General features: G+C 69.7%; 8 protein-coding genes and 1 pseudogene. 5 read left to right on the forward strand and 4 right to left on the reverse strand.

The window, feature by feature from the left end; translation table 11 throughout:
• Positions 1–95: 95 nt before the first annotated feature.
• Positions 96–625: pseudogene (locus tag ACFPIJ_RS00840) on the forward strand (IS6 family transposase); the annotation flags it as partial.
• Between the two features lie 28 nt (positions 626–653).
• On the opposite strand, the gene ACFPIJ_RS00845 reads toward ACFPIJ_RS00840, so the two are convergent.
• Genes ACFPIJ_RS00845 through ACFPIJ_RS00860 form a run of 4 tightly spaced genes read right to left on the reverse strand, consistent with a single transcriptional unit; the run spans position 654 to position 4,037 of the window.
• Positions 654–1,874 carry an ABC transporter permease gene (locus tag ACFPIJ_RS00845; protein WP_380112572.1) on the reverse strand — a complete coding sequence of 407 codons (1,221 nt, stop codon included), beginning with the start codon at positions 1,872–1,874 and terminating at the stop codon, positions 654–656.
• The gene (locus ACFPIJ_RS00850; protein WP_380112573.1) at positions 1,871–2,524 is read right to left on the reverse strand and encodes an ABC transporter ATP-binding protein; all 654 of its coding nucleotides are present in this window, start codon (positions 2,522–2,524) and stop codon (positions 1,871–1,873) included. Before ACFPIJ_RS00850 ends, ACFPIJ_RS00845 begins: the two co-directional genes overlap by 4 nt.
• Positions 2,521–3,567: a peptidoglycan-binding protein gene (locus tag ACFPIJ_RS00855; protein ID WP_380112574.1), complete on the reverse strand. Its 1,047-nt coding sequence runs from the start codon at positions 3,565–3,567 to the stop codon at positions 2,521–2,523. Before ACFPIJ_RS00855 ends, ACFPIJ_RS00850 begins: the two co-directional genes overlap by 4 nt.
• Entirely contained in the window at positions 3,564–4,037 is a 474-nt protein-coding gene (locus ACFPIJ_RS00860) for a hypothetical protein (protein ID WP_380112575.1), read from the reverse strand. Before ACFPIJ_RS00860 ends, ACFPIJ_RS00855 begins: the two co-directional genes overlap by 4 nt.
• Before the next feature lie 101 nt (positions 4,038–4,138).
• On the opposite strand from ACFPIJ_RS00860, the gene ACFPIJ_RS00865 reads away from it, so the two are divergent.
• From ACFPIJ_RS00865 to ACFPIJ_RS00880, 4 genes are all read left to right on the forward strand, one after another.
• Positions 4,139–4,789, forward strand: coding sequence for a response regulator transcription factor (locus ACFPIJ_RS00865; RefSeq protein WP_380112582.1), 651 nt, complete (start codon positions 4,139–4,141; stop codon positions 4,787–4,789).
• On the forward strand, positions 4,786–6,033 hold the full coding sequence (locus tag ACFPIJ_RS00870) for a HAMP domain-containing sensor histidine kinase (RefSeq protein ID WP_380112576.1): 1,248 nt from the start codon (positions 4,786–4,788) through the stop codon (positions 6,031–6,033). The genes ACFPIJ_RS00865 and ACFPIJ_RS00870 overlap by 4 nt, the downstream gene beginning before the upstream one ends.
• 140 nt (positions 6,034–6,173) lie before the next feature.
• On the forward strand, positions 6,174–6,338 hold the full coding sequence (locus tag ACFPIJ_RS00875; RefSeq protein WP_380112578.1) for a sugar transferase: 165 nt from the start codon (positions 6,174–6,176) through the stop codon (positions 6,336–6,338).
• 444 nt (positions 6,339–6,782) lie between these two features.
• Positions 6,783–8,172: glycosyltransferase (locus ACFPIJ_RS00880; RefSeq protein ID WP_380112579.1), on the forward strand; the 1,390-nt coding region annotated here is incomplete at its 3' end.

Consider the following 8,172-nt stretch of genomic DNA (forward strand, 5'->3'; position numbering starts at 1 on the left):
CGACGGCAACACCGGCCCGCAATGGAGCCCCCCGCCGCACTCGTGGACGATCTGCCCGTCGCCGTCCTGGCCGCTCGAACCGTCGGCGTCCGTCCCTGCCGCCACGGTCGGCGTTCGCCGGGTTCCGGTTCCCGCCGGATGTGATCGTGGTCGCGGTCCGGCTGTATCTGCGCTACAACCTGTCCTACCGCGACGTCGAGGAACTCCTTGTCGAGCGGGGCGTTGAGACCGACCACGTCACTGTCTTCCGGTGGGTTCAATGCTTCACCCCGCTGCTGGCTGACGCGACCCGGTGGGGCCGGCATGCACCTGGCGACAGGTGGTACGTCGACGAAACCTACGTCAAGGTCAACGGCGTCTGGCGGTACGTGTACCGGCCGTCGACCAGCACGGCCAGGTCAGCGACGTACTCGTCTCCGCCCGCCGCGACGCTGCTGCGGCACGCCGGTTCTTCCGCCGGGCGATGACCACCCTGAAGGTCCAACCCACAGAGGTGGTCACCACCGCGGCTTCGGTGTACCCGGCGGTGCTCGACGCGCTGGTCCCGTCGGCGTGGCACCACGTCGAACGGCATGCCAACAACCGAGTAGAAGCAGACCACAGCCAACTCAAGCACCGGCTCAGAGAGTCGCTGAAGTATCGCCCGGGGTCGGTCAGGGCGATGCGAGAGCCTCGGTCGGAGACAGGCGGGCGGCCCGCCAGGCCGGGTAGAGGCCGGCGCAGGTGCCGATGATGAGCGTCGCGACGATGCCGCCGCCGCTGGCCCAGGCCGGGACGACCGCCGGCCAGTCGTTGGCGGCCGCGAACCCTACGGTGACCAGGACGCCGAGCAGGGCACCGCCGATACCGCCGAGCGCGGACAGCAGCAGCGACTCGGCGAGGAACTGGATGCGGATCTGCCCACGGGTGGCGCCGAGGGAACGGCGTAGCCCGATCTCCGAACGGCGTTCGAGCACCGAGATGATCATCGTGTTGGCCACACCAATCCCGCCGACGAGCAGCGATACCCCGCCCAGCCCGATCAGCAGCGCCCTGAGCGCCGCGTCGGTGGTCGCCCGCGCCAGCAGGACGTCCGAGGGTCGGGACACCTTCACCTCGTTGGGATGTTCCGGGTTGGCGGTCGCGGCCAGCATCGCGGCCACCGAGGCCACCGCGTCATCGCGGGTGCGGGTGTAGATGGTCGTGGCATGGCCGTCGAAGCGCAGGTCGGAGGTGGCCACCTGCCAGCCGACGAGCGCCGCCGTGTCCAGTTCCGGTGCGAGCGGCACCGGAGCGAGCACACCGATCACGGTGAACCACCGATTGGCGAGCCAGACCTGGACGTCGGGGCCTGCCGCGCCGATCCCGAGCCGGCCGGCGGCACGCGCCCCGAGCACCACCGCCGGATATCGTGCGGTGGCCTCGTTGAGCCAGGTGCCGCTGGTCACGCCCGCGCCGACGGTGCCAAGCAGGTCGATCCGCGCGGCCAGCACCGAGATGCTGCCGGTCAGGGCCGTCGGGATGTAGTTGGTGCGGTAGACGTGGACGTCGCGCACCGTCCCGGTCGTCGTCACCGAGGTGACGGCATCGATCCGGCCGATCATCGCGCTCGCGTCGGGGGGCAGGTGCACCGCGTCGCCGAAGACCGTCTCACCTGGGCTGACCCGCAACAGGTTGGTCCCGAACTTGTCGAGCTGCCGGTTGATGTTCTCGCTGCTGGAGGCGGCGAGGCCGACCACAGAGAGCATCGCCGCGATGCCGATCGCGATGCCCAGCGCGGAGAGGAACGCCCGAAGCGGGCGGGTGCGCAGGCCGGCGGAGCCGACCCGCACCACGTCGGCGGCGGAGAGCCGGGCGGGCGTCGTCAGCCGCTCGATGCCTGCGGGGGACCTCATGACACCACCTGCCCGTCGCGCATCTCGATCCGTCGGTGCAGGCTCGCCGCGACGTCTCGGTCGTGGGTGATCACCACGACCGTGGTCCCGCCGTTGTGCAGATCGCGCAGCAGTTCCAGCACGTCCGCTCCCGACACGGAGTCGAGGTTGCCGGTCGGCTCATCGGCGAGCAACAGATCCGGATCGCCGACCACGGCACGGGCGATCGCCACCCGCTGCCGCTCGCCGCCGGACAGCTCATTGGGGCGGTGGGTCAGGCGATGCCCCATCCCCACCTGCTCCAGGGCCTTTGCAGCCCGCCGCCGCCGCTCGCGCAGCGCGACGCCACTGTAGAGCAGCCCGTCGGCCACGTTGTCCAGCACCGGCACTCCGACCGCGAGATGGAACTGCTGGAAGACGAACCCGATGACGCGGGCACGCAACGCGGAGAGCTGACGGTCGGACAGGCTCGCCAGCTCCAGGCCGGCGATCGCCACCGAGCCGCTGGTCGGCCGGTCCAGCGCGCCGATCATGTGCAGCATCGTGGACTTTCCGGAGCCGGACGGGCCGACGATGGCGACGAGCTCACCGTCCTCGATCGTGAGGGACACCTCGCGGAGCGCCTCCACGCCGCCGGGGTAAGTCTTGCAGACACGGTCCAGGACGATCATGACGGAATCCCGACCAGCATGCCGGCAGCGATGCCCTCGCCGGTGATCTGCACCCGGCCGTTGCCGAACATGCCGAGCTCCACGGGGACGTTCCGGCTGGTCCCGTCGGTGACGACCTCGACGCCGTAGTTGCCGCCGGGCAGCACCAGCAGCGCGGCGACCGGCACCGTCAGCGCGTCCTGCACCGACGCCGAGACCAGCGACACCGTGACCGGCGCCTGATCGAGCATGCCGAGCTTCGACTGGTCGCCGACGGTGATCGTCACGGCGATCGTGGCCGCTTTGCCCGGGTCACCGGCGGTGGCCACGCTCCCGACGGTCTCGACCCCGCCCTTGACGATCTGCGCGTCGGGCAGCGTGATGGTCGCGGCGACTCCCGGCTTGACCAGACCCTGCAGGCCCACGTCGAGCGCGACGGTCACGATCCTGGTGGTGCCCGTGTAGGTCAGCACCGGCCCGTTCGCCGGGTCGCCGAGGTGTGCGGGGAGCGAGGCGACACGGATGGCGGACGGCGCGAGGACCACGCTGGCCGGGTCGAAGGCGCCCGTCTGCACCAGACCGTTGTCCTTCTGCCACTTCCGCACCGCAGTCGCGGTCGCCGAGGAGTACTGGGCGTCGACGGTGATGCCGGTGTACCCGAGGGCGACGAGGTTCTCCTCGACCAGCTTGACGTCCGGACCGGTGTTCCCGGGCTCCAGCACCCGATACGGCGGCAGGTTGCCGTAGAACAGCACCACCGGGCGGTTGTCGCTCTTGTAGACGCTCTGGCCGCGATTGACCCTGGCGCCCAGGTCCGGCAGCCAGGTGATCCTGCCCGGGCCACCCGCGGTGACGGTCGTCGGCGCGCCATACCCCAGCGTGCCGGCCACCTGTTGGGTCTGTGTCAACGTGGCCTTGGTGACCTGCGTGGTGGCGGGCGGCAGGCCGGTGTTGGCGGCCTTGCTGGGATCCTTGCCGCCGATACCGATCGCGGCGGCGACCGCGACACCACCAACCGCGACAAGAGCGCCGACCACGACAGCGGTGCGGGTGGTCTTGTTCATTCTTGCCCCTTGGGCAGCTTGTCCTTGCATGCTTCGGCCGCTGCCTTGTAGATGGGGTCGGCGCGCAGCTGGTCGCGGGGGGCACTGGCCAGTCGTCCGCCGATCTGGCTCCTGCCGGTGTTCGGATCGGGGTCGCTCATCTCGATGTCGTGCTCCCGCATGCACTTGGCATACTGTCGCTGCGCCTCCAGCTCGTCGGCGTTGGGCGGCTCAGGCGCCCCGCCTCCGGGCAGGTACTGCCGGCACGCGTCCATCGCGGCGTCCCAGGCGGCATTCGGGCCACCGCTGGGTGGGGTGATGGTGTAGCTGTCCCCGTCGGGGTCCGGCACGTTCTGGCCGTGCTCGCGCATGCACTGGGCGAACTGCACCATGGCGTTCGGGTCACTCGAGCCGCCGCCAGAGTCGTTGGAGCACGCACCCACCGCGACGAACGCGAACAGCAGGACCGGAAGCAGGAGTATCCGTTTCATGCCGGCAGGTTTACGCCCTGCGGGGTTGCAACAGTGCAACAGTGCAACCGCGGATGCGGATGTTGCACCGATGTAGCCCCCGAGGGGACACAATTCGGCAAATGCGGGTGTTGGTGGTCGAGGACCGTAAAACCCTGGCGGATCGCATCGCCGAGGGATTGCGAGACGCGGGCATGGCCGTGGACATCGCCAACGACGGCGCGGCGGCGCTGGCCGCGGCCGGGCACAACCAATATGACGTGATCGTGCTCGACCGTGACCTGCCGGCCGTACACGGTGACCAGGTGTGCCGGACGCTGGCAGGCGCCGAAGGCGGTGCCCGGATCCTCATGCTCACCGCGGCCACCACGATCGACGACCGGGTCGACGGTCTGGAAATCGGCGCCGACGACTACCTCGGCAAGCCGTTCGCCTTCCGCGAACTGATCGCCCGCGTCCGGGCGCTCGGGCGCCGCGCGCCGTCCACACCACCGGTCATGCGTCGCGGTGACCTCACCGTGGACCGTGCCCGGCACCGCGCCAGCCGTGGCGATCGCACGCTGTCGCTGACCCGTAAGGAGTTCGGCATGCTGGAGATGCTGCTGGCCGCGAACGGGGCCGTGGTCAGTGCCGAGGAGTTGTTGGAGCACGTGTGGGACGTCAACACCGACCCGTTTACCAAGATCATCACAGTGACGATGACCCGGCTGCGACGCAAACTCGGCCCGCCGCCGCTCATCGAAACCGTCGTGGGCAAGGGGTACCGGATATGACCGGACCACGCCTGACCATCCGCAGCCGCATCACCCTGCTGTGCACCGGGCTATTCGTGATCTGCGCTGCGGTCCTCGTCGCGATCACCTACACCCTCGTGGCCACGCTGCCTCCGGCGGTGACCTCGGCCTCGATCTCGCCGCAGCAGGCGGCGTATCTGGCCGACTGCGGCCACGATCTCCAGAGGACCGACGTCGACGCCGAGCGCCGCACCCGCTGCCTGAGAGCGGTGAAGGCCTTGACGGACCCGGCGTTCGACGCGGGCACCGACCCGGCGTTCAACGCGGGCGTCGACCTGGGCGCGCAGCGCCAGCGCGACGAGACGCTGACACACCTGCTGGCGTACTCGCTCGCCACGCTCGCGGCGGTCGCCGTCATGGCGGCGCTCGGCGGTTGGATGATCGCCCGCCGAGTGCTGCGGCCCGTCCACATGCTCACCATGGCTGCCCAGGCGGCGTCGGAACACAACCTCTCCGCGCGGGTTTCGTTGGGCGGTCCCCGTGACGAGCTCCGCGAGCTGGCCGACACCTTCGACCGGATGCTCGGCCGACTCCACACCGCGTTCGACAGCCAGCGGCGCTTCATCGCCAACGCCAGCCACGAGCTGCGCGGCCCGATGACCGACATGCGCACGACCGTCGACGTGGTCCTGAGCAAGCCGGCACCCACCCCGGACGAGCTCATCGGCATGGGCCGGGACATCCGCACGGCGGTCGGCCAGGCCAACGCGCTGATCAACGCCCTGCTGACCCTGACCCGCAACGAATACGGGCTCGCCGTCCGCGAGCCAGTCGACCTGGCCGCGATCGCGGAGGAGGTGCTCGACTCCGTCGACATCGGTAACCTGCACCGGCACGCATCCCTGCAACCTGCCGAGACCGCGGGCGACCCCGTGCTGCTGGAACGCCTCATCATCAACCTCGTCGACAACGCCGTGCGCTACAACACCCCCGGCGGCGCCATCCGGCTCACGACATCCACTGTGGACGGCCGGGCCGTCCTGACCGTCGCCAACACCGGTCCGGTCATCGCCCCGGACGCCGTCGACGGGCTGTTGGAGCCGTTCCGGCGACTCCACGACCGCTCCGACAACGACGGCTTCGGGCTCGGTTTGGCCATCGTCGCGTCGATCTCCGCCGTCCACGACGGCACGGTCACCGCCCAGCCCATACCCGACGGCGGGCTGAACGTGACGGTCACCCTGCCAAAGGCCGGCCCGGAGGTCGACCACACCACGGCATGAGACAACGCCGCCATCCGGTCCAGGGTCACTGTTCGAACGATTGCGGCGCCGTTTTTCCGCACATGAACGTGGGTGGGTCCACGCGTGACCCGGGTCGGGCGGCCATTCGGCGATACTCGCTCGACGAGATCCCGAATCTGATGAACGTCATCAAGGGCGACCTGAGCCTCATCGGTCCGCGCCCGGCACTGCCGATGGAGAACGCATCCGGCCAACTCGACCGGAACCGCCTGCTGGTGAAGCCGGGCGTGGCCGGACTTTGGCAGATTACAGTTGATCTCTGGAAGGTGTTCAGACGGCGATAGGGACGCGCAACGAGGCGGCCAAGCGGGTCCATCTGACCGCGTCCTGCCCCACCCACGCAGGTGAGGCCAGTGAGCAGGGTGCGTAGGTTGAGCGCGGCGCAGCGCATCCCCTGCGGCATGCTCCCGCCGCACGGGACCCGGCCTGGTCAGCTCCTTCAGCACCGCCAACGCGTCGTTGACCAGATCGGACACCACCTGCTGCTTTGCCGCTGGGTCGTTCCAGTCCGGGCGACCTACGCATCGCCGCGACCAGTTGCGTCGCAGGTGTCTCGGGTAGCCACCGCGTCATCGAAACCGCCTGCCCAAGCCGATCCCGTCGCGTACTGTGATGAAACCGACACGGATTTGGACCGTCGGGTCTTGCCACGCGGTGGCAGATGTGGAGACCATCGCAACCATGTGCGTCGATCACCTGCCTGGACGTGTCGCTCCCGGGTGCTGTTGATGACGCAACGCAGGCTCCACGTCACGATCCTGACCCACAACCTACCCGGCGAACGCAACCGACGTATCGTCCGGCAGTGTCTCGCCCTCGAAGCGCGCGGATACCAGGTCACCGTGATCTCACCGCGCGGCCGCCCCACCCTGCGGGTCATGCCCGGCACCCGGGACACCCGGCTCAAGCCGTACCCGGTGCCGGTGCTGGGATCAGGATTCACCACGTACGCGATCGAGTTCGGCTGGTCGTTCCTCTGTGTCGCCATCCTGCTCCTCGGTGAGGTGCTGCGAGGACGGGCGCAGGGCGTGCAGGTGTGCAACCCCTCCGACGTGTACTGGCCGCTCGCGCTGCTGACCCGGGCCACCGGCCGGCGCTGGGTCTTCGACCAGCAGGACCTCTGCCCGGAGATCTACGCGACGCGGACCGGGGACCGGCCGAACCGGTGGGCGTACCGGCTGTTGCGGGCGTTCGAGCGGCTGACACTGCGCACCGCCGACGAGGTGATCACCACCAACGCGTCGTTCCGTGACAACGCGCTTCAACAAGGGGTATCGCCGGAGCGGGTGACGATCGTCGGCAACGGCCCGGCGCGCGCCGAGATCGCTGGCTCGCCGAAGGAGCCGGCCGGTGAGCACGTCATCGCGTACGTCGGGGTGCTCGGACCGCAGGACAACGTCGACGGCGCCGTGCTAACCGCCGCCGAACTGGTCCGCCTACGCGGCCGTACCGGCTGGCGGATGGTCATCGCCGGCGATGGCGAGAGCCTGCCGGCCGTACAGAAACTGGTGGCCGAGCGGGGCCTCGTGGATCTGGTGCACTTCGCTGGCTGGCTGTCCGGCGACCAACTCGACGAGCTGTTGTGGTCGGCGACCGTGGCGATCCAGCCGGACCTGCCGACCCGCATGAACCAGCTGTCCTCGATGGCAAAGACCGCGGACTATCTGGCGCGCGGTCTGCCGATCGTGGCGGCAGACCTGGTGGAGACCCGTCGTGCAGCCGGCGACGCCGCGTCGTACGTGCCGACCGGCAGCCCGGACGAGTTCGCGCGGGCGCTGCACCGACTGCTCGACGATCCGCAGCGTCGCGCCCGGATGCGGGTCGTGGGGCTGGACCGGTTCCGCGGCACCCTTGCGTGGGACCACCAGGCCGGGGCGTACCTCGCAGTCTGGCAGCGGCTGCTCGGCCGGCCAGCGGCAACCGGCATCCCACCGAGGCCACACCGCGATCCTTCCCGCGACGCCATCACCGATCCGGTCGCCGGTATCGTCATCCCGGCGCACAACGAGGCCGCAGTCATCGGCCGTTGTCTGGACGCCCTCGGCGATGACGCGTTCGATGTCACCGTGGTCGCGAACGGCTGCACCGACGACACCGCGCGGATCGCGCGAGCCCGGC

The organism is Dactylosporangium cerinum (assembly GCF_042653625.1).
GTDB lineage: Bacteria > Actinomycetota > Actinomycetes > Mycobacteriales > Micromonosporaceae > Dactylosporangium > Dactylosporangium cerinum.